We start from the raw sequence: 19,557 nt of genomic DNA on the forward strand, positions 1-19,557 counted from the left end.
GTCAACATCAATGTTGAATGAAAAACCGCCTTCGTCGGAACGCCGCCCGGAGCAAGCCCGCTCCCACAAGGGGATTGTCTAGAGTCTGGAAAACTAACTGGCCTCGAGAACCGCAACGTCTTCCGGCACCTTCACGAAAATGCTGTATTTCGCGCCTTCCATGGCTTCGAAGGCGATCAACTTCTCCACCAGTGGCCCGTTCAACACCTTGCCGGCATTGAGCAGCAGCATGCCGTTGTCGGCATTGAGGTTGCGCGCCAGGATCATGCCCGCCGCCACTTCCCGTGTGGTCAGCACCTTGACCGACGGATCGGCCAACGAGACATCGCTCAGGTAGGCGGCACAGACCTGAATGAAATCCTCCACCAACTCGGGATCGTAGAGTCGCCCGGCATAGTTGCGGATGTAGACCAGTGCTTCATCGCTGTTCATCTGCCGCTCGAGGATCAGCCCACGCTGCAACTCAATGAAATCCACCGCCAGTTTCAATAGCCGCGAACCGAACGGAATCGCCTCGCCCTTGAGCCGGTCGGGGAAGCCGCTGCCGTCCCAGCGCTCCTGGTGATGAAGAATCAGACGGGCGGCGTCCTTCATCGGATCGAGCGTCATCAACAGCGATTCGCTCTGCTTGGGATAACCGCGATAACGCTCCCGATCGCTGTGGTGCAGCAGGTCCGCGGGCGCGGTCATCATGCTGTCGGTCCAGCTCAGTTTGCCAATGTTGTAGAGCGCCGCGGCCATGGTCAGGTCGCGACTGGTGCCCTCATCCAGGCCATGAAGTTTGCAGTACACCCGCACCAGTTCGATGATCTGGCGGTTGGTCTGTTTGGCCGGCGGCAGGCGCAGGTTGGCCAGCAGCGAGAACACCTCGGTGCCGGTGACATAGCTGTGCTTGAGCTCTTCGTAGGCCAGGTCGAGCATGTCGGCGGTCTGCTGCAGTTCGGCAGTGCGGGCGGCGACGTGTTTTTCCAGGGTGATGTTGAGCGACTTCAACTGGTCGTTCTGCAACCGGGTCAACTGCTCCAGACGCTGGCGTTCGCGCTCGGAGTATTGATGAGCGAGGGACTGGCGCAAGGTCAGGAGCATTTCCTCGTCGCTCCAGGGTTTGCTGATGTAGCGGTGAATCTTCCCTTCGTTGATCGCTTTGATGATCGTCGGCATGTCCGCGTAGCCGGTGAGCAGAATCCGGGTGGTCGTCGGGTAAAGCTGATGGATGCGGGCCAGCAGCGTGGCGCCGTCCATATTGGGCATGCGTGCGTCGGTCATCACCAGGTCAATGGAGTGTTGCTCCATGATCTCCAGCGCCTGGCCACCGCTGGTGGCCAGCAGCAACTCGTAGGGCTGGCCGCGTAACAGGCGACGCAGGCTGTTGAGGATTGACTCCTCGTCATCGACCAGCAGCACCTTGGGTTTATCGTTCAAAGTCGTGGGGAGTTGCTCTTCCATGGCGTCACCTCAAGAAAAACGGGCACATCGTTGTGGCAGGCCCCGAGGCAAACATCCCCTATTGCCGGAGCCTGACCTACAGGCTAGATGATTTTCAGCCCGCCAACAGAAATGATTCAGCTCATTGAGTTGCGCGAAGTGCTGGACAGGCGACTATGCTGAGCTGACTCGGATCCAAATCTGCACGTTCGGTCAGGTGATCAGGGAAAGGAAGCCCCCATGCGAAAACCGCATCAAGCTGCCGCCGGTACTGGCGTATGTCGATAAATACGCTGCTGGCGCGGACCAACCGACGGATTCTTATCGTCGACGACACAGCCTCGATTCATGCGGACTTCGCCAAGATCCTCAGTCCGCCATCGATCGATGACGACAGCCTGATCAGCGCCGAAAATGCCCTGTTCGGCACTCCTGCGGCGCTATCGCTGCAGAGCTTCGTGCTCGATTCGGCGTTTCAGGGCCTCGAAGCCCTGGACAAGGTCGAGACGGCGCTGGCCAACGACATGCCCTACGCGATGGCCTTCATCGACATGCGCATGCCGCCAGGCTGGGACGGGCTGGAAACCATCGAACGGCTGTGGCAGGTCGATCCCAAGCTGCAAGTGGCGCTTTGCACCGCTTATTCTGACTATTCCTGGGAAGACATCGACGAACGCCTGGAACTGGGCGATCGCCTGCTGATTCTGAAAAAACCTTTCGATGCCATCGAAATCCGCCAGATGGCCAGCGCATTGACGGCCAAGTGGCAAATGACCGAAGACGCAGAGCTGAAGATGTCGCTGCTCGAACAGGCGGTCGAAGAACGCACCCGAGAGCTGTCCGACGCCAACATCATCGTGCAGAACAGCCCGACCATTCTGTATCGGTTACGCGGCGAACCGTCGTTTCCGTTGATGTACATCTCGCACAACATCACCAAATACGGTCATGTCGCGGCGAAACTGGTCACCTCGACCAACTGGGCTCAGGAACTGATCCATCCCGATGATCAAACCAAGGTCGACACCGCCATGGCCCGGGTGCTGGACCGTCATGCGGCAGGCGCTTCCATCGAATTCCGGATGCGCACTGGCGAAGGCGCCTGGCGCTGGGTCGAAAACCGCTATATCCCGGTGCGCGACGATGAAGGCCGTTTGCTGGAAGTCGAAGGCATCATCATCGACATCACCGAACGTAAACTGGCCGAAGAGAAAATCGCCCTGCTGGCCCGCACCGACGGGCTGACCGGGCTGGCCAACCGGGCGACGCTGATCGAGCGGTTGCACCAGGCATTCGCCTCGGCGCGTCGGGGGGCGGCACCGTTCGCCATGTTTTACCTGGACCTGGATCACTTCAAACGCATCAACGATACCCTCGGCCATCCCGTGGGCGACCTGTTGCTGCAAGAGGTTGCCCGCCGGATCAAGGACTGTGTGCGCGAAAACGATGTGGTCGCCCGCCTCGGCGGTGACGAGTTCGCGATCTTGCAACTGGACGTCAGCGACCCGACCCAATCCGCAGCCCTGGCCGCCAAGATCCGCGATACGTTGGTACTGCCCTATTCCCTGGCCGGCAACGATGTGCGGGTCTCAGTGAGTATCGGCATCAGCAGCTGCACCCCGGAAAGCACCAGCGCCGACGGCCTGCTGACCCAAGCCGACATGGCGCTGTACCGCTCCAAGGAACAGGGCCGCAACCAGTACCACTTCCACTCCGAGGAGATCAATCAGGAGGTGGTCGAACGCATGACCATCGCCAGCGACCTGAGAACGGCCATCGAACACGAAGAACTCGAACTGCATTACTGGCCGGAAGTGGACTTGACCAGCGGCAAAATCCTCGGCATGGAAGCGCAAGTCAGCTGGAACCACCCTGAGCGCGGTTTGCTGGAAGCCCCGGCGTTCCTGCCCGCGGCGGAAAAGACCGGCACCATCGTCGCGCTCGGTCACTGGGTGCTGGATCGCGCCTGCCGGCAAATGCGTCAATGGCGCGATGAGGGAATGGCGCCGCCGGTGATTGCGATCAAGCTGTCCCTGGCGCAACTTAAAAGTGGTCCCGAACTGATCTATGACGTGCTGCGCACCACCGCGCGCTGGGAACTCTGCCCCTGGGACCTGCGCTTCGACGTCACGGAAGCGACACTGGCCCAGACCAAATGGACCCACAACGATGTGCTGCCGCGCCTGCGTGAACTGGGGGTGAAGATCGCCATCGACGACTTCGGCACCGAGTACTCCTCGTTCGACTACCTCAAGACCTACCAGGTCAATCACCTGAAACTCGCTCAGGCCTTCATCGACACCGCCGCCCGCGATCCGGCCAGCGCGAACACCTTGCGCGCCATCATCAACTTCGCCCGTGAAGTCGGGATCGGCATCATTGCCGAGGGCGTCGAAACCCAGGAGCAGCGCAGCTCGCTGATGGCCACCGGTTCACCGATGAACGCCCAGGGTTACTTCTTCAGCAAAGCGGTCAGCAGCCAGCAGGCCGCCGAGCTGCTGAAGGCCGGCAGCATCGTGCCCCCCAACCATGACATCGGGCCGATTCTGGAGAACCCGCCGCGCTCCACGGAGGGCAAAGGATGAAAACGCCTTTCGTGCGGACTAACCGGCGCATCTTGATCATCGACGACACGCCCTCGATTCATGAGGATTTTCGCAAGATTCTTGGCGCCGAGATCGAAGGTGAGGAACCCGGCGGCGAACAGACCCTCGCCAGCGCTGAAGAAGCCCTGTTCGGCACCGTGCAGCTTGATCGGCTGACGTTCCAGCTCGACTCGGCCTACCAGGGCCAGGAAGCCCTCGAACTGGTCACGCGCTCACTGGCCGAAGGTCGCCCCTATGCCATGGCGTTCACCGACATGCGCATGCCACCGGGCTGGGACGGCCTGGAAACCATCGAACAACTGTGGAAGGCCGACCCTCACCTGCAAATCGCGTTGTGCACCGCTTTTTCCGATTACACCTGGGAAGACATGGCCGAACGGCTGGAATTCGGCGACCAGTTGCTGGTGCTGAAAAAACCCTTCGACAGCCTGGAAATCCGCCAGATGGCCAGTGCCCTGACCTGGAAATGGCAGATGGCGCAGGACGCGGCGATGAAGGTCCTGAGCCTGGAGCAAACCATCGAGGCGCGGGTCCACGAACTGCTCAAGGTGTCGCACCTGTTGCAGTACGACGTACTGACCGAGCTGCCCAACAGCACCTTGCTCGGTGACCGGTTGAACCAGTCCCTGGCCCTGTCCCGTCGCCATGACAAACAACTGGCCGTGATGTTTCTGGGCCTCGATCGCTTCAAGCGCATCAACAATGCCCTGGGTCATCCGGCCGGTGACGAAATGCTTAAACAGGTCGGGCGCAATCTGGTGGCGACGATCCGCGAGTCCGACTCGGTGTTTCGCTACGGTTCCGATGAATTCGTGGTGATCCTCGCCGACGTCCGCCATCCCCAGCAGACCAAGGGCATCGCCGAAAAACTCTTGAACGCCATCCGCGCGCCCCAGCACATTGCCGGCCACGACCTCAGCGTGACCGCCAGCCTGGGCATCAGCATTTACCCGGACGACGGCTTCGATGCCATCGCGCTGATCAAGAAAGCCGAAACCGCGATGCGCAACGTCAAGGAAAGCGGCCCGAACGATTTCAGGTTTTTCATCGACGAGATGAACCAGCGCGCCCGGGATCAGCAAAGCATCGAGAGCGGCATTCGCCTGGCGCTGGAACGCAACGAATTTGTCCTGCATTACCAGCCCAAACTGGACCTGGTCAGTGGCCAGGTGGTCGGTGCCGAGGCGCTGATCCGCTGGCAAAAACCGGGGCACGGCCTGGTCTACCCCTCGGACTTCATCAGTATTGCCGAAGACAGCGGCTTGATCGTGCCGTTGAGCAAATGGGTGCTGGCCGAGGCATGCCGACAAGCCTGCGCCTGGCAGGCCGCGGGGCTGCCGAAAATCTGTATGTCGGTGAACATGTCGGCCATCGATTTCCGTCAGCGGGACTTTGTCGACGGCATCGAACAGATCCTCAAACAAACAGGTCTGGAACCGGCCTTGCTGGAGCTGGAAATCACCGAAGGCGTGTTGATGCAGAACGTCGAAACCACGGTAAACGCTCTGGCCCGGCTCAAGTTGATGGGCGTACGACTGGCCATCGATGACTTCGGTACCGGTTATTCCAGCCTGAGCTACTTGCGGCGTTTTCCCATCGACGTGCTGAAAATCGACCAGTCGTTCATTCGCGGCTTAAGCCGCGACAGCAGCGACGCCGCGCTGGTCAGCGCCATCATCAGCCTGGGCCGGAGCCTCAAGCTGACCATCATCGCCGAAGGGGTGGAAACCCTCGAACAACTGGACTTCCTCAAGTCACATCAATGTGAAGAGGGTCAAGGTTACTACTTCAGCAAAGCCGTGGCGCCGGACGCCTTCGTCCGGTATCTGGGGTCGGTGAAGCCCTCTTCATCCGCAGCCACGTGAACGATGCGCAGGCCCAAGCCAAGGAATCATCAGATGTCGCCTTCTTTTCACCGTCTGCTATTGGCACCGTTGTTCGGCCTCTGCCTGAGCGCTGGCGCCGCACCGCTGGATGAACCGCTCAAACCACTGCCGGCGGTGCCCCAGCAAAATCCGCTGCGGATCGAGCTCGGTCGCCAGTTGTTCAACGAGACACGCTTGTCGGTCAACAATTCACTGTCCTGCGCCAGTTGCCATCGACTGGAAAATGGCGGTGCCGACAACAAGGCGTTTTCCCTCGGGTTCAACGGCGTTCCAGTGACGATCAACACCCCCAGCGTGTTCAACGCCAGCCTGAATTTCCGACAATTCTGGAACGGCCGCGCCGACACACTGGAAACCCAGATCCACGGCGTGGTGCAAAGCCCCAGTGAAATGGGGAGTAACTGGGAGCATGTGGTGCAGATGCTGACCGCCGATGCGGCTTATCAGACCTCGTTCGCCAACGCCTACCCGGACGGCGTGACCATGAACAATGTGCAGAATGCCCTGGCCACCTATGAACGCACGCTGATCAGCGCCAACTCGCGTTTCGACCAATACCTGCAAGGCGATACCGACATTCTCACCCTCGACGAGAAATACGGTTACCAACGTTTCAAGGACTACGGCTGCATCGCCTGCCACCAGGGCGTCAACATCGGCGGCAACATGTTCCAGAAGTTCGGGGTCATGGGCGACTACTTCAAGACTCGAGGCAACCCCACCGAAGCCGACCTGGGCCGCTATCTGATCACCAAAGACGAAGAGGACCGCAACGTATTCAAGGTCCCGAGCCTGCGCAACGTTGCCGTGACCGCGCCGTACTTTCACGATGGTTCGGCCAAGACTCTTGAAGAAGCGGTGGATGTGATGTTCAAGTTCCAGCTCGGTCGTATTCCCTCTGCCGACGACAAAACGCTGATCATCAAATTCCTCAAGACCCTGACCGGTGAATGGGGAGGCAAGCCCTTATGAAAACGTCTAACCGCCGCAACCTGGCGTTGCTTGGCGTCGTGGCTCTGATGCTGGCTTCAGTGCTGCTGTTTCTGTACCTCAAATCCAGCTCGAACCAGACGATAACCTACGCCGAATCCCGGGACCTGATCGGCCGGATCAAACAGCTGAACGCACAATGGGAAACCGAGATCCTCAAGGCCAGGATCGCCATCAGTCACAACTACGATCCGTTGGTCTCGCCACTGACCGAGATAACGGACCTTTGGGAGCGGTTCGACACCATGGAGTCGAACCACGGCCGCAACGACTCGCCCATCTGGCGCGCCAGCCATGATGCGTACCTGAGCGCCATTCAGGAAAAGACCCGCTTGGTGGAGCAGTTCAAGTCTCACAACGCCGTGCTGCGCAACTCACTGGCGTTCCTGCCCACCGCCGAGGACGACATTCAGGAACAGCTGTCCGGGTTGGTGGGTGAGGACCAACTGCAACTTCAGAACGCCGCCACCGACACCTATGACTTGCTGCTCAGCAGCCTGGAGTTCGCCCAGGTCACCTCCGATGACAGGGCCGCCGACATCCTGCTCGGGTTGAACAAACTGGGGGTGAACAAACAGCGTCTGCCTGAACAGTTCCACAGTCCGATCGACATTATGAGCAACCACATCGCGCTGATTGTGCGCGAACAACCCGTGGTCAATCGGTTACTGGAAAACATCGAAGCCGTTCCCGTGGCCGAACGCCTGGACGACATTACCAACCTGCTGAACACCGACCAGCAGCGGACCGACGCGGTCGATCAGCGTTATCACTTCTACATGCTGGTGTTTTCCGTACTGTTGGTGCTGTTACTGGTGTACCTGGCGATTCACCTGATGCGCAGTTTCACGGTGATCAACCGCGTCAACAAAGCCCTGCAAACCGCCAATGAAGACCTGGAGCTGCGGGTTGAAGAGCGCACCCGCGAACTCAAGGATACCCAGAGCGAACTGCTCGACACCGCGCGCCAGGCCGGCATGGCCGAGATCGCCACCAATGTGCTGCACAACGTCGGCAACGTGCTCAACAGCGTGAACATTTCGGCCGACCTGGTGACCCGCAAACTGCGCGGCAGCAAGGCGCTGGGCCTGGGCAAGGCCATGCAACTGATCAACGACCATCAAGGTGACCTCGGCACCTTTCTGACCGAGGACCCGAAAGGCAAGTTGCTACCCGGTTACCTGAATCAACTGGTGGACGCGATAGCCCTGGAACAACAAGGCATGACCGACGAACTGGCCCAACTGACCAAAAGCGTGGACCACATCAAGGACATCGTCGCCACCCAGCAGTCCTACGCAGGCGCCAACAGCCTGATGGAACCGCTGCACATCAGCGAATTGCTGGAAGACGCCCTGCGCATGAACTCTGGCGCCCTGACCCGACACCACGTCACGGTAGTCAAGGAGTACAGCGATGTGCCGCAGGTCATGGGGGACAAGCACCGGTTGCTGCTGATCCTGATCAACCTGATCAGCAACGCCAAATACGCCATGTCCGACCTCAGCAACCGCCCGCGACAAATGACCCTGGGGGTCAAAATCGTCGAAGACAAGATCCTGCAAGTCAGCGTCAAGGACGACGGCGAAGGCATCGCCGAGGAAAACATGACGCGCATCTTTTCCCACGGGTTTACTACCCGCAAGGAAGGCCACGGCTTCGGCCTGCACAGCTGCGCCCTGGCCGCCATCGAAATGAACGGCCACCTCACCGCCCATAGCGACGGACCGGGCAAGGGTGCGCTGTTCACGTTGCAGATACCGCTGAAAACCGTCAAGGAGGAAGCATGAGCGAGCTTTCGAATCGACGCATTCTGCTGATCGATGACACCCCGTCCATTCACGTGGACTTCCGCAAGATTCTCACGCCCATGCCGGAACAGACCGTCGAACTGGACGAGATGGAGGCCGAGCTGTTTGGCAGCGAAGTGAAATCAACCCGTGCACTGTTCGAGCTCGACTCGGCCTATGGCGGCCAGGAAGGCCTGGGCAAACTCAAATGGGCCTTGCAGGAAAACCGCCCCTACGCCCTGGCCTTTGTCGACATGCGCATGCCCGAGGGCTGGGACGGTGCGCAGACCATCGAACATTTGTGGCAGGCCGACCCACGCCTGCAAGTGGTGGTGTGCACCGCCTATTCCGACTATTCCTGGGATGAACTGCTCGATCGATTGAACGCACATGACCGGCTGCTGATCCTGAAAAAGCCGTTCGACAACATTGAAGTCCAGCAGATGGCCAACACCCTGTTGACCAAATGGGACATGACCGAACGGGCCAGCGTGCAGATGGACCATTTAGGGCAAATGGTCGAACGCCGAACCCGGCAACTGACAGAAACCAGCGTCGAATTGCAGCGGGAAATCGACGAGCGCAAACAGCTGGAAACCCAATTGGTGCAATCGGAAAAACTCGCTTCATTAGGGCAGCTCGCGGCTGGCGTCGCCCATGAAATCAACAACCCCATCGGCTTCATTTCCTCCAACCTCGGCACCCTGGACGGCTACTTCAAACAACTGCAGGAAATGCTCGACGCCTATCGCGATGCGGAAGAGGCGATCGGCTCCAGCGAGCTCATCGAGCGTTTGAACCAACTGCGCGAACGGGTCGAGCTGGAGTTCCTGCGCGAGGACATTCCGCTGCTGATCAAGGAATCCAAGGACGGCATCAACCGGGTCGGGCAGATCGTCAAGGACCTGAAGGACTTCTCCCGGGTGGACTCCAATCAGGAATGGCAGTGGGCCAATCTGCAACAGGGCATCGAATCGACCTTGAACATTGTCGCCAACGAACTCAAGTACAAGGCCGATGTGCTCAAGGAATACCAGGACCTGCCCGACATCGAATGCCTGCCTTCGCAAATCAATCAGGTGATCATGAACCTGATCGTCAACGCCTCTCAGGCCATCGGCCCGGAGCGCGGCACCATCACCTTGCGCACCGGGCTTGAAGCGGAAACGGTGTGGATAGAGGTCGCGGACACTGGCTCCGGCATCGCACCGGACAGCTTGCTGAAAATCTTCGACCCGTTTTTTACCACCAAACCGGTGGGCCAGGGGACGGGGCTGGGGTTGTCCCTGTCCTATGGCATCGTGAAAAAACATCGGGGGGATATTACGGTGCGCAGTGAAGTGGGCGTGGGAACCACGTTTCGGGTCCAGTTGCCGATTCACCAATCCAATCTCTGACCCCCCTGTAGGAGCAAAGCTTGCTCGCGATTGCGGTGTGTCATTCACTATTAATGTCGACTGACACACCGCAATCGCGAGCAAGCTTTGCTCCTACGGGTTTATGCGGGTCAGGTGGCTTCCTGGAAATCCATCTCCGGTGGCTGGCGACGGAAGCCGCCAGTCAGCACCGCCAGGTACACCACGCCAATCGCCAGCCAGCTCAACCCCAGATAGATCGCCAGGTGATCGAGGCTGACCATCAGCCACAAATCCGCCGCCAGACCGATAAACGGGAACAGCAGGAACAACACGAATTCACGCAGCCCTTTGTGCTCACCGCCGATCCAGTAGTGAAAGATCACCGACAGGTTCACCAGACTGAACGCCAGGAACGCGCCGAAGTTGATGAACGAGGTCGAGGTGGTGACGTCCAGTTTCAGCGCCAGCAACGCGACCACGGCGCACAGCAGGATGCTGTTGACTGGTGTGCCAAAGCGTTCATGCAAGGTGCCGAAGAACGATTTTGGCAGCACGCCGTCACGACCCATGGCGAACAACAGCCGCGAGCCGCTGGCCTGCGCCGACAGGCCCGACGCAAACTGGCCGACGATCAGGCCGATCAGAAAGATCGACACGAACAGGTCACCACCAATGTTGCGGGCAATTTCATAGGCTGCCGAGTCGACGCTGTCGAACTGGAACGACGGATGCGCGATCTGCACGAAGTACGACACACCGACGAAGATCAACCCGCCGATCAGGGTGATCAGCATGATCGCTCGCGGGATGGTGCGGCGCGGGTCGCGGGTTTCTTCGGTCAGGGTGCTGACCGCGTCAAACCCGAGGAATGAATAACAGGCGATGGCTGCACCGCTCATGATCAGCGGCATCTGCATATCACCGTTGAAGAACGGTTTGACCGACCACAACGGCGTGCTCGCATCACCACCGACGTAATGAACGCACAGCGCCACGAAGGCGATCAGCACCAGGAACTGCACCAGCATCAGTAACGCGTTGATGCCGTTGGCCAGTTTCAGGCCGACGATGTTGATTGCACTGGTGATGCCGATGAACGCCAGTACCCAGATCCACTGCGGCACGGCCGGGAACGCGGAGTTGAGGTAGGCCGCGCCGATCAGCCAGATCGCCATCGGCAGGAACAGGTAGTCGAGCAGCACGGCCCAACCGGCGATGAAACCGAGTTTCGGGCTGATCGCCTTGCGGACATAGCTATAGGCCGAGCCAGCGACGGGAAACGCCGAGGCCATTCGGCCGTAACTCATGGCGGTGAAAAACATCGCCACCAGCGCCGCCAGGTAAGCGGCCGGGACCATGCCGGCGGTGGATTGAGCGAGGATGCCAAAGGTGCCGAGCACGATGATCGGCGTCATGTAGGCGATGCCGAACAGCACCACCGACCCCAATGACAGGGTGCGTTGCAAATGAGCCATGAGCGACTACTCCGAATTTATTAGATTTATGGCAGAGCCGAGTTCGGCGCTAAATTTCGGGTGTTTCGTTGTTGTTCTGGTTATTGGCCGACACAGATGTGTCGCCTGTCAGGGCCTCTTCGCGAGCAAGCCCGCTCCCACATTTGATCTCGGGAGTTCACACAACCAATGTGGGAGCGGGCTTGCTCGCGAAGAGGCCAGTACAAGCCACAGAGAATTTGGATCAACCTTTTGGAATCAGCAGCTCCCGCAATCCACAAGCATGCTCAACAATCTCTCCCGGCAACCGCAGCCGCTGATCATCCAGATACCGATAATCCTGCCGCGCCGCCGTTAGCTGATTCAGGTCCAGCTCCACTGCAAACTGCCCCTCCTCCCGTCCGGCCTCGAACAACAAAGTCCCCAGCGGATCCACCAGCGCACTGCCACCCGCGAACACCAACCCGCCATCGCCCTCTTCCACCCGGTTGACCATCAGCGCAAACGCCTGGTTTTCCTGGGCGCGGGCCATGATCGCGGTGCGGTGAGTCGGGCCGTAAGGGTCCATGTTGCCGTTGGTGACGATCAGCAGTTCGGCCCCCAATTGCGCCAGGGCCCGGGCGGTTTCCGGGAATTCGATGTCGTAGCAAATCAGCAGGCCGACCCGCACACCGTTCCACTCACACGTGGCGTAACGGTCGCCGGGCTCGAACACACCGCGGTCCGACGCCCACAGGTGCGTCTTGCGATATTTCAGCGCGATACCTTCGGGGGTGATCAGCAGCGTGGTGTTGTAGAAGCGGCCGTTGTCGTTTTCGGCCATGCCGATCACCACGGCGATATTGCGTTCACGGGCCGCAGCCAGCACCGCGCTGACGGTCGGACCGTCCAGCGGTTCGGCGGTTTCGGCCAACGCCTCGAGGGTCGGGAAGCCCATCAGGTGGGTTTCGGGAAACACGATCAGCTGCGTATCGGCAGCACAGGCCGCCATCGCCTTCAGCGCGCGGTCGAGGTTGTAAGCCGTGTCGTTGTCACGGCCCGCCAACTGGGCGAGTTCGACTTTCATGGGTATTCCTTGTTCTTGACCAGGCTGGCAGAAAGATTGCCCGGTCGGTGTCTGTGCGCCAGTATGCGCAGCAAGCCACCGGCCGGGAAATCACGCCGCTGGGGTAACCCGATAGGGGTAGAGGCATGACACTTTCGTTAGACGACATCGCATGGCACCGCTCGGTCGGGCAACTGATCGACGCCCTGGACAAGCCCAATTTCTGGACGCAGTTGGTACGGTTGCTGGATCAGTACGTGACCTTCGACAGCTGGGTGGCGCTGCTTTTCAGCGCTGATCAGCACCCGCAAGTGTTCGCCGAATGCCCGGGCGCGGACGGCAGTCCCGATCAGTTGTTCCAGGACTATCTGCGCGGTTTGTACCTGCTCGATCCGTTCTACATCGCCTGTCGCGAGCAGTCGCGCACCGGGCTTTATCGCCTGTCGGAAGTGGCGCCGGAGCATTTCGAGCTGACCGAGTATTACCAGCGCTACTTTCGTCTGAATGTGGTGGCCGATGAAATCCAGTTCAATTGCCAACTCGAAGGCGACCGCACGCTGTGCCTGTCACTGGGCAGCAAGCAACGTTTCAGCGGCCAACAGATTGCCTTGCTGTCGCTGATCCAGCCCTGGGTGCTCGGCCTGTTACGCCAGCGCCTGCCCTACGAAATCAACGAAGTCGTGGCCCTTGCGCCAGCACCACCGCCAGTCGACTGGCGCGTGCAGCTGGAGACGTCGGTGCAGCAACTCAAAGGCGCGCAATTGACCGCCCGGGAGCTGGATGTCGGACGCTTGATGCTCAGCGGTTGCTCCAGTAAAGAAATCGCCCGCAAGCTGGAAATCTCTGTTGAAACCGTGAAAGTCCATAAGAAACACATGTACAGCAAACTGGGGATCAAATCCCAGTCGGAGCTGTTTTCGATTTTTCTGCAGGCACAAAATGCCTGAGCACCCGTCACTTCATTGATTGTTACCACTTATCGGAAACAGAAGAGACCTGTTATTTCTGACAGTAGACCCGACCCACCTCCCCGCTAAACAATCCGTCTGACGTTGATGTTCAATCAATGCGGTTATGCCCGCACTGCCTGTCCTGGATCTAGCTGAGTAACTAACTCACTTCGTTGATCTAAGCGTGCTCTTGCATGATCAGCGCGTTGCAATTGGACGTTTAAGGTAATTAAACGTTTTTACTCATCAGCCACGGACAGGTTTCCTTATGTTTACACGCCGCTCCTTTTTGACATTCGCGTCACTCTCAACGGCTTTCTGCGCTCTGAACATCAAGTCAGCGGCAATCGCAGAAGAACATCTGAAGCTGGGTGCGTCTGAGGTGTTCTCCTTCGACAGTTTGATTGAACGTGCGCGAGCCTTAGTGTTGAAGCCCTATATCGCTCCAGCAACAGCTTCTGCACAACTCCTGTCAAAGATCGACTACGAAGCCCATGGAAAAATAAAGTTCGACCCGCAACATGCGCTTTTTTCAAAAGGGTCAGGACAATACCCTGTCACTTTTTTTCACTTGGGCACCTACTTTCGTGTACCGGTCCGCCTGCATTTGATTAAAGAAGGTATTGCTCAAGAGATAATCTACGACCCGAGCTACTTCACTATGCCTGCCGAAAGTCCGGCTCATGCACTTCCCCCGGACAGTGGTTTTTCTGGATTTCGTCTTCAGGAAAGTCGCCGGGGTGACCAGAAAAAACGCGACTGGAAGCACAATGACTGGGTGGCCTTTCTCGGTGCCTCGTATTTTCGCGCCATTGGCGAGTTGTACCAATATGGGCTTTCAGCGCGCGGCATCGCGCTGGACGTCGCGCAACCGGATACGGCTGAAGAGTTTCCAAACTTCACGCACATCTGGTTTGAAACCCCCAAGGAGGATCGCAATGAGAGCGTGACGCTGTACGCGTTGCTCGACGGCCCCAGCATCTGTGGCGCCTATCGCTTCACCATTCACCGGACCAAAGGTGTGGTCATGGATGTCGAGTGCGCGCTATTTCTGCGCCAGGATGTTGGACGTTTTGGCATCGCCCCGCTGACCTCCATGCATTGGTTCAGCGAAACCGCCAAGCGCACCGCTGCCGACTGGCGCCCCGAGGTACACGATTCTGATGGCCTGGCGCTTTGGACCGGGAACGGCGAGCGCATCTGGCGACCATTGAACAACCCAGGGCGCACCATGGCGTCGGCTTTCAGCGACAACCATCCACGAGGTTTTGGTTTATTACAGCGGGATCGGGACTTCAACAATTTTGAGGACGGCGTGCATTACGAACGTCGCCCCAGTCTGTGGGTAGAACCTCTTGGCGATTGGGGGGCAGGCAGCGTTCAGTTGGTGGAAATCCCCACTGACGATGAAATTCACGACAATATCGTCGCCATGTGGGTCCCTGCTGAACCTGCCGAGGCAGGCAATACCTATCGGCTACGTTATCGCCTTCATTGGTTGGCGGATGAACCCTACCCTTCTGAATTGGCTCGTTGCGTGGCGACGCGCTTGGGCAATGGCGGCCAACCCGGCCAACCGCGCCCCAAAGGCGTGCGCAAGTTCGTCGTAGAGTTCAAAGGCACACCGCTGGAGAAGCTCGCCTTCGGGGTAAAACCGCAAGCCGTACTGTCTTCCTCGAGAGGAACATTCTCGAATGTATTTACAGAGGCCGTACCAGATGGCGTGCCAGGTCACTGGCGTGCTCAGTTCGATTTAAGCGTCGATGGGAAAGATCCGGTGGAACTGCGCTTGTTCTTACTCCTGGACGGCAAGACGCTGTCGGAAACATGGCTCTATCAATATCACCCATTCGATTCACAATCTGGGGCGATAGCGCTGCAACATCCTTCCGAAACTTTTAACGTTTCCTGAGAGGACTACCGGCCATGGATGTCCGACGCCTCATCAGAAACGCCATCCTGACTACGCTCGTGACGGGAACGTGGGTTCACGCCTATGCGGATTCATCGTCCGGTAACGATAATCTGATTGAAACATTGCTCGCGCAGATGACACTCGAAGAAAAGGCCGGCCAGCTCACACAACTGGGTATGCAAGCGACGCCCACCGGCCCCATTGTGGATAACAAAGGCGAAAACATTGTTCGTGTTGAAGACTCCGGCTCTCTGCTCGGGGTCTATGGCGCCGAAACCACACGTCAACTGCAACGCAGGGCTGTCGAAGGGTCCCGCCTGCATATCCCGTTGCTGTTCTCATTCGACGTGGTTCATGGCTTTCGCACCATTTTTCCAGTTCCACTTGCCGAGGCCTCGGCCTGGGATCCTGAACTGTCACAACGCACTGCCCGTGCCGCCGCCGTCGAAGCAACCGCCAGCGGATTGCACTGGACCTTCGCGCCCATGGTCGATATCGCGCGTGACCCACGTTGGGGTCGGGTGGTAGAGGGTGCAGGCGAGGACCCGTTTCTGGGTTCCTCGCTGGCGGTTGCGCGTGTACGAGGTTTTCGGGGCACCGATGAGAAAAATGCGTCCATGATGCTGGCCACCGCCAAGCATTTTGTTGCATACGGGGCCGCCGAAGGTGGGCGTGACTACAACACTGCCGATATCTCGGAACGTACCTTGCGAGAGGTTTATCTCCCGCCGTTTCGTGCCGCTGTAGAGGCAGGGGCAGATGCGATCATGCCTGGATTCAACGAGATCGCGGGCGCACCGATGCATGCAAACCGCTCGCTGCTTAAGGAAAGACTGCGCGATCAGTGGGGCTTCGACGGGGTCATTGTCAGCGACTACAGCGGCATACCGGAACTGATGGAGCACGGCGTCGCTGCAATCCCCACGACAGCGGTCAATCTCGCACTCGAGGCCACGATGGATATCGACATGGTCAGCGGTCTCTACGCTAAGGAATTACCGGCACTGGTGCGCAGCGGGCAAATTCCACAGCGCTTGCTGGACGACGCTGTGCGGCGTGTACTCCAAACCAAACAACGACTGGGCCTGTTCGAGAACCCTTATCGCTACAGCGACCCGGTCCGCGAACGTCAGCTGACCCTCTCGCCCCAGATGCGCGCGCTGGCGCGGGAAGCGGCGCAAAAATCCATTGTGCTGTTGAAGAACGACAACCAATTGTTGCCGCTGCCCAAGGACATCCACAAACTCTTGGTGGTAGGCGCGCTCGCTACTGACGCCAACGCCACATTGGGCTCTTGGCCAGGGGACGGCCGCCCCGAGGACTCGATTACAGTTCTTGAGGGAATCAAGCGCGCGGTATCGCCCGCGACACAGGTCATCTACAGACCAGGAGCCTCGCCCGACAACGCCGAACTCTCAGGGGTCGACGAGGCACAACGCGCCGCCGCGGATGCCGATGTGGTGATTGCCGTTCTCGGCGAAAGTGCGGATATGAGTGGCGAAGCACGCAGTCGTGCATCCCTGGGCCTGCCTGGTGCTCAAGATGCACTGTTGTTGCGGTTGATCGAATCAGGCAAACCCTTGGTGGTCATTCTCATGAACGGTCGACCCTTGGCCATTCCGAGAATGGCCGAGAAAGTGCCCGCTATCCTTGAGTCCTGGTTTCTCGGTTCCGAGATGGGCCACGGCGTGGCCGATGTGTTGTTCGGTGACGTGAATCCAAGTGGCAAGCTCCCCATCACTTTTGCGCGCTCGGTCGGGCAGGTACCCATTTACTTTGAGCACAAGAATACCGGCCGCCCACCGAGCAAAGAGGCGGTTTTCACCTCGAAGTACGTTGACCAACCCTGGACGCCACTTTATCCCTTCGGACATGGCCTGAGTTACACGACCTTTACATACGACACCCCGAGACTCAGTGCAACGACGCTGACAGCGAGTGAAAAACTGTCGGTGCAGGTGACGGTGCGTAATACCGGCAAGCGAGCGGGAGAGGAAATCATCCAGTTATACCTGCGCGACGATGTCGCTAGCGTGACGCGTCCGGTGCGCAGTTTGCGTGGATTTGTGCGGGTCAGGCTCGCTCCGGAAGAAACACGAACAGTAAGTTTCCTGCTGGATGAGGAGGACTTTGCGCTGCTGGATAAATATTTTCTGCGAGTGGTTGAGCCCGGAACGTTCACGGTGTTTGTCGGCGGCAGTTCTGCCACGGACAATCAGGCGAGCTTCGAGGTAACGTCCGGTAAACGATTGCCGGGGCTCGGTTCAGCCATACCGCGGATGCTGCGCGAGACTTCAGCCATGTGAATGCCGGGGCGGTGTCATTCTCTTTTCACGGGTTCCCTACGGGCGCAGAATGCGGACTGCCCCACCAAGTCCGAACCCAAGGAAACCGTATGAGCCTGTCACTCCTGAGCCGCTACGCCTTCTTTGCTGCCTGCGTGATTTTCACCCTCGCCAGCCTGCCCTTTCTGGAGCACGACTGGCTCTGGCCGATCACTGTCGCCACCGGCATTCTCAGCCTCGTGGGCCTGTTCGATCTGCTGCAAAGCCCTCACGCCGTGCGCCGTAACTACCCGATCCTCGGCAACATCCGCTATCTGGTGGAGGGTATTCGCCCGGAAATCCGCCAGTACCTGCTCGAGTCCGACAGCGACGCCCTGCCCTTCTCCCGGGCTCAGCGTTCGCTGGTCTATTCACGGGCCAAGAACGAAAGCGCCGACAAACCCTTCGGCACCTTGATCGATGTGTATCAGTCGGGTTTCGAATTCATCGGCCACTCCATGCGCCCTGCGCCGTTGAGCGACCCGAGCAGTTTCCGCGTCACGGTCGGCGGCCCGCAGTGCACGCAGCCGTACTCGGCGTCGGTGTTCAACATCTCGGCCATGAGCTTCGGCTCCCTCAGCGCCAACGCCATTCGGGCGTTGAACCAAGGGGCGAAACTCGGCAACTTCGCCCACGACACCGGTGAAGGCAGCATCAGCGCCTATCACCGGGAAAACGGCGGCGACCTGACCTGGGAACTGGGCAGCGGCTACTTCGGCTGTCGCACCGCTGACGGGCGCTTCGACCCTGAACGCTTCGCCGCACAAGCGCAGACGCCACAAGTGCGGATGATCGAAATCAAGATGAGCCAGGGCGCCAAACCCGGCCACGGCGGGATCCTGCCCAAGCACAAAGTCACCCGGGAAATCGCCGAAACCCGCGGCATCCTGATGGGCGAAGATTGCATCTCGCCGTCGCGGCACAGCGCGTTTTCCACACCGATCGAGTTGATGCATTTCATCCAGCAGTTGCGTGAACTGTCCGGCGGCAAACCGGTGGGTTTCAAGTTTTGCCTGGGGCATCCGTGGGAATTCATGGGCATCGCCAAGGCCATGCTGGAAACCGGCATCCTCCCCGACTTCATCGTGGTCGATGGCAAGGAAGGCGGCACCGGCGCCGCGCCCGTAGAATTCACCGACCACATTGGTGTGCCAATGCGCGAAGGCCTGTTGTTCGTGCACAACACGCTGGTCGGCCTGAACCTGCGGGACAAAATCAAACTCGGCGCCAGCGGCAAGATTGTCAGCGCCTTCGACATCGCCAGCGTCCTGGCCATCGGCGCCGACTGGGCCAACTCGGCGCGTGGCTTCATGTTCGCCATCGGCTGCATCCAGTCGCAAAGCTGCCACACCAACAAATGCCCGACCGGTGTCGCCACCCAGGACACACTGCGCCAACGCGCACTCGTCGTCCCGGACAAGGCCCAACGCGTCTTCAACTTCCACCGCAACACGCTCAAGGCCCTGGCCGAAATGCTTGCCGCTGCCGGGTTGGAACATCCTTCGCAGCTATCGGCCAAGCATCTGGTACGGCGCATGTCGGCGACCGAGATCAAATTGTTCTCGCAGTTGCATGTGTTCTTGAAACCGGGGGAGTTGCTGACTGGGGAAGTGAATGGGGAGTTTTACTCGCGGATGTGGCAGATGGCGCGGGCGGACAGTTTTGAGCCGAATGAGGTGGTTGCTGCGTAAACAACGATTGAACGCCAACCTCATCGGGAGGTTGGCTTAACACCAAGGAAGGACAGCATGCTGAAAGTCATCGCTCGGGATTTCATCAAACCCGAATACACTGAAACTGTTCGCCCGTGAAGC

General features: G+C 59.0%; 12 protein-coding genes and 1 pseudogene. 10 read left to right on the top strand and 3 right to left on the bottom strand.

Going from position 1 to position 19,557, the window contains the following annotated elements:
- Positions 1 to 93 precede the first annotated feature (93 nt).
- On the bottom strand, positions 94 to 1,446 hold the full coding sequence (locus KGB03_RS03185) for an HD domain-containing phosphohydrolase (RefSeq protein WP_218538353.1): 1,353 nt from the start codon (positions 1,444 to 1,446) through the stop codon (positions 94 to 96).
- Positions 1,447 to 1,703: 257 nt separating this feature from the next.
- On the opposite strand from KGB03_RS03185, the gene KGB03_RS03190 reads away from it, so the two are divergent.
- The 6 genes and pseudogenes from KGB03_RS03190 to KGB03_RS31280 all read left to right on the top strand — a co-directional run bounded on the left by KGB03_RS03190 (position 1,704) and on the right by KGB03_RS31280 (position 10,094).
- Positions 1,704 to 4,010 carry a putative bifunctional diguanylate cyclase/phosphodiesterase gene (locus KGB03_RS03190; RefSeq protein WP_223526325.1) on the top strand — a complete coding sequence of 769 codons (2,307 nt, stop codon included), beginning with the start codon at positions 1,704 to 1,706 and terminating at the stop codon, positions 4,008 to 4,010.
- A complete protein-coding gene (locus KGB03_RS03195) occupies positions 4,007 to 5,896 on the top strand; it encodes a putative bifunctional diguanylate cyclase/phosphodiesterase (RefSeq protein ID WP_223526326.1) in 1,890 nt (629 codons plus the stop codon). Before KGB03_RS03190 ends, KGB03_RS03195 begins: the two co-directional genes overlap by 4 nt.
- 33 nt (positions 5,897 to 5,929) lie before the next feature.
- The gene (locus tag KGB03_RS03200; RefSeq protein ID WP_223526327.1) at positions 5,930 to 6,889 is read left to right on the top strand and encodes a cytochrome-c peroxidase; all 960 of its coding nucleotides are present in this window, start codon (positions 5,930 to 5,932) and stop codon (positions 6,887 to 6,889) included.
- Positions 6,886 to 8,697 carry a DAHL domain-containing protein gene (locus tag KGB03_RS03205; RefSeq protein ID WP_223526328.1) on the top strand — a complete coding sequence of 604 codons (1,812 nt, stop codon included), beginning with the start codon at positions 6,886 to 6,888 and terminating at the stop codon, positions 8,695 to 8,697. Before KGB03_RS03200 ends, KGB03_RS03205 begins: the two co-directional genes overlap by 4 nt.
- A gap of 590 nt (positions 8,698 to 9,287) precedes the next feature.
- A pseudogene (locus KGB03_RS31275) lies at positions 9,288 to 9,374 on the top strand (hypothetical protein); the annotation flags it as partial.
- 57 nt (positions 9,375 to 9,431) lie between these two features.
- Positions 9,432 to 10,094: an ATP-binding protein gene (locus KGB03_RS31280; protein ID WP_411739836.1), complete on the top strand. Its 663-nt coding sequence runs from the start codon at positions 9,432 to 9,434 to the stop codon at positions 10,092 to 10,094.
- Between the two features lie 110 nt (positions 10,095 to 10,204).
- On the opposite strand, the gene KGB03_RS03215 is transcribed toward KGB03_RS31280, so the two are convergent.
- Both KGB03_RS03215 and KGB03_RS03220 read right to left on the bottom strand, forming a co-directional pair.
- Positions 10,205 to 11,530 (bottom strand): APC family permease, encoded by a 1,326-nt coding sequence (locus tag KGB03_RS03215; protein ID WP_218538347.1) that lies wholly within the window; start codon positions 11,528 to 11,530, stop codon positions 10,205 to 10,207.
- A 223-nt stretch (positions 11,531 to 11,753) separates the two neighbouring features.
- On the bottom strand, positions 11,754 to 12,575 hold the full coding sequence (locus tag KGB03_RS03220) for a carbon-nitrogen hydrolase family protein (protein WP_218538346.1): 822 nt from the start codon (positions 12,573 to 12,575) through the stop codon (positions 11,754 to 11,756).
- Positions 12,576 to 12,700: 125 nt separating this feature from the next.
- On the opposite strand from KGB03_RS03220, the gene KGB03_RS03225 reads away from it, so the two are divergent.
- The 4 genes from KGB03_RS03225 to KGB03_RS03240 all read left to right on the top strand — a co-directional run bounded on the left by KGB03_RS03225 (position 12,701) and on the right by KGB03_RS03240 (position 19,434).
- A complete protein-coding gene (locus KGB03_RS03225; protein WP_111452018.1) occupies positions 12,701 to 13,501 on the top strand; it encodes a helix-turn-helix transcriptional regulator in 801 nt (266 codons plus the stop codon).
- A 271-nt stretch (positions 13,502 to 13,772) separates the two neighbouring features.
- A complete protein-coding gene (locus KGB03_RS03230; RefSeq protein ID WP_218538345.1) occupies positions 13,773 to 15,416 on the top strand; it encodes a glucan biosynthesis protein in 1,644 nt (547 codons plus the stop codon).
- A 14-nt stretch (positions 15,417 to 15,430) separates the two neighbouring features.
- Positions 15,431 to 17,725 carry a glycoside hydrolase family 3 N-terminal domain-containing protein gene (locus KGB03_RS03235; RefSeq protein ID WP_223526330.1) on the top strand — a complete coding sequence of 765 codons (2,295 nt, stop codon included), beginning with the start codon at positions 15,431 to 15,433 and terminating at the stop codon, positions 17,723 to 17,725.
- 89 nt (positions 17,726 to 17,814) lie between these two features.
- The gene (locus KGB03_RS03240) at positions 17,815 to 19,434 is read left to right on the top strand and encodes an FMN-binding glutamate synthase family protein (RefSeq protein WP_218538343.1); all 1,620 of its coding nucleotides are present in this window, start codon (positions 17,815 to 17,817) and stop codon (positions 19,432 to 19,434) included.
- The last annotated feature ends 123 nt before the right edge of the window (positions 19,435 to 19,557 follow it).

The organism is Pseudomonas sp. BF-B-26, from assembly GCF_019956495.1.
Lineage (GTDB): Bacteria > Pseudomonadota > Gammaproteobacteria > Pseudomonadales > Pseudomonadaceae > Aquipseudomonas.

Coding starts and splice junctions, on each gene's coding strand:
- KGB03_RS03220 (WP_218538346.1), bottom strand. CDS start 12,575: ATGAAAGTCGAACTCGCCCAGTTGGCGGGCCGTGACAACGACACGGCT.
- KGB03_RS03225 (WP_111452018.1), top strand. CDS start 12,701: ATGACACTTTCGTTAGACGACATCGCATGGCACCGCTCGGTCGGGCAA.
- KGB03_RS03205 (WP_223526328.1), top strand. CDS start 6,886: ATGAAAACGTCTAACCGCCGCAACCTGGCGTTGCTTGGCGTCGTGGCT.
- KGB03_RS03185 (WP_218538353.1), bottom strand. CDS start 1,446: ATGGAAGAGCAACTCCCCACGACTTTGAACGATAAACCCAAGGTGCTG.
- KGB03_RS03235 (WP_223526330.1), top strand. CDS start 15,431: ATGGATGTCCGACGCCTCATCAGAAACGCCATCCTGACTACGCTCGTG.
- KGB03_RS31280 (WP_411739836.1), top strand. CDS start 9,432: ATGCTCGACGCCTATCGCGATGCGGAAGAGGCGATCGGCTCCAGCGAG.
- KGB03_RS03230 (WP_218538345.1), top strand. CDS start 13,773: ATGTTTACACGCCGCTCCTTTTTGACATTCGCGTCACTCTCAACGGCT.
- KGB03_RS03200 (WP_223526327.1), top strand. CDS start 5,930: ATGTCGCCTTCTTTTCACCGTCTGCTATTGGCACCGTTGTTCGGCCTC.
- KGB03_RS03215 (WP_218538347.1), bottom strand. CDS start 11,530: ATGGCTCATTTGCAACGCACCCTGTCATTGGGGTCGGTGGTGCTGTTC.
- KGB03_RS03190 (WP_223526325.1), top strand. CDS start 1,704: ATGTCGATAAATACGCTGCTGGCGCGGACCAACCGACGGATTCTTATC.
- KGB03_RS03195 (WP_223526326.1), top strand. CDS start 4,007: ATGAAAACGCCTTTCGTGCGGACTAACCGGCGCATCTTGATCATCGAC.
- KGB03_RS03240 (WP_218538343.1), top strand. CDS start 17,815: ATGAGCCTGTCACTCCTGAGCCGCTACGCCTTCTTTGCTGCCTGCGTG.